Source organism: Brevundimonas sp. FG8, from assembly GCF_057808845.1.
Map to the genome: position 1 here is coordinate 1 of NZ_JBMDIU010000023.1, position 936 is coordinate 936.

Sequence of the window (936 nt, forward strand, 5' to 3'; positions counted from 1 at the left end):
GTGAAGAACATGATCACCGGCGCCGCCCAGATGGACGGCGCGATCCTGGTGGTTTCGGCCGCCGACGGCCCGATGCCGCAGACGCGCGAGCACATCCTGCTGGCCCGTCAGGTCGGCGTTCCGGCCCTGGTCGTGTTCATGAACAAGGTCGACCTGGTCGACGACGAAGAGCTACTCGAGCTGGTCGAGATGGAAGTGCGCGAGCTGCTGTCGTCGTACCAGTTCCCGGGTGACGAGATTCCGATCACCAAGGGCTCGGCCAAGGCCGCGACCGACGGCGTGAACCCGGAAATCGGCGAACAACGCGTTCTGGCGCTGATGGAAACCGTCGACGCCTACATCCCGCAGCCGGAACGTCCGGTGGACCTGCCGTTCCTGATGCCGGTGGAAGACGTCTTCTCGATCTCGGGCCGCGGCACCGTGGTGACCGGTCGCGTCGAGAAGGGCATCGTCAAGGTCGGTGAGGAAGTCGAGATCGTCGGCATCCGTCCGGTCCAGAAGACGACCTGCACGGGCGTGGAAATGTTCCGCAAGCTGCTGGATCAGGGTCAGGCCGGTGACAACGTCGGCGTTCTGCTGCGCGGCACCAAGCGTGAAGACGTCGAGCGCGGTCAGGTTCTGTGCAAGCCGGGTTCGATCACCCCGCACACCAAGTTCCAGGCCGAAGCCTACATCCTGACGAAGGAAGAGGGCGGCCGTCACACGCCGTTCTTCACCAACTACCGTCCGCAGTTCTACTTCCGCACGACGGACGTGACCGGCATCGTGCACCTGAAGGAAGGTGTCGAGATGATCATGCCCGGCGACAACGCCGAGCTGAGCGTCGAGCTGATCACCCCGATCGCCATGGATCAGGGCCTGCGCTTCGCCATCCGTGAAGGCGGCCGCACCGTCGGCGCCGGCGTCGTCGCAAAGATCATCGAGTAATCGACGGTC

General features: G+C 64.3%; 1 protein-coding gene. It reads left to right on the top strand.

Going from position 1 to position 936, the window contains the following annotated elements; translation table 11 throughout:
- Window positions 1–927, top strand: a 927-nt coding sequence (tuf, locus tag ACODRV_RS17425) for an elongation factor Tu (RefSeq protein WP_488909183.1), incomplete at its 5' end; no start/stop codon positions are given.
- Window positions 928–936: the final 9 nt, after the last annotated feature.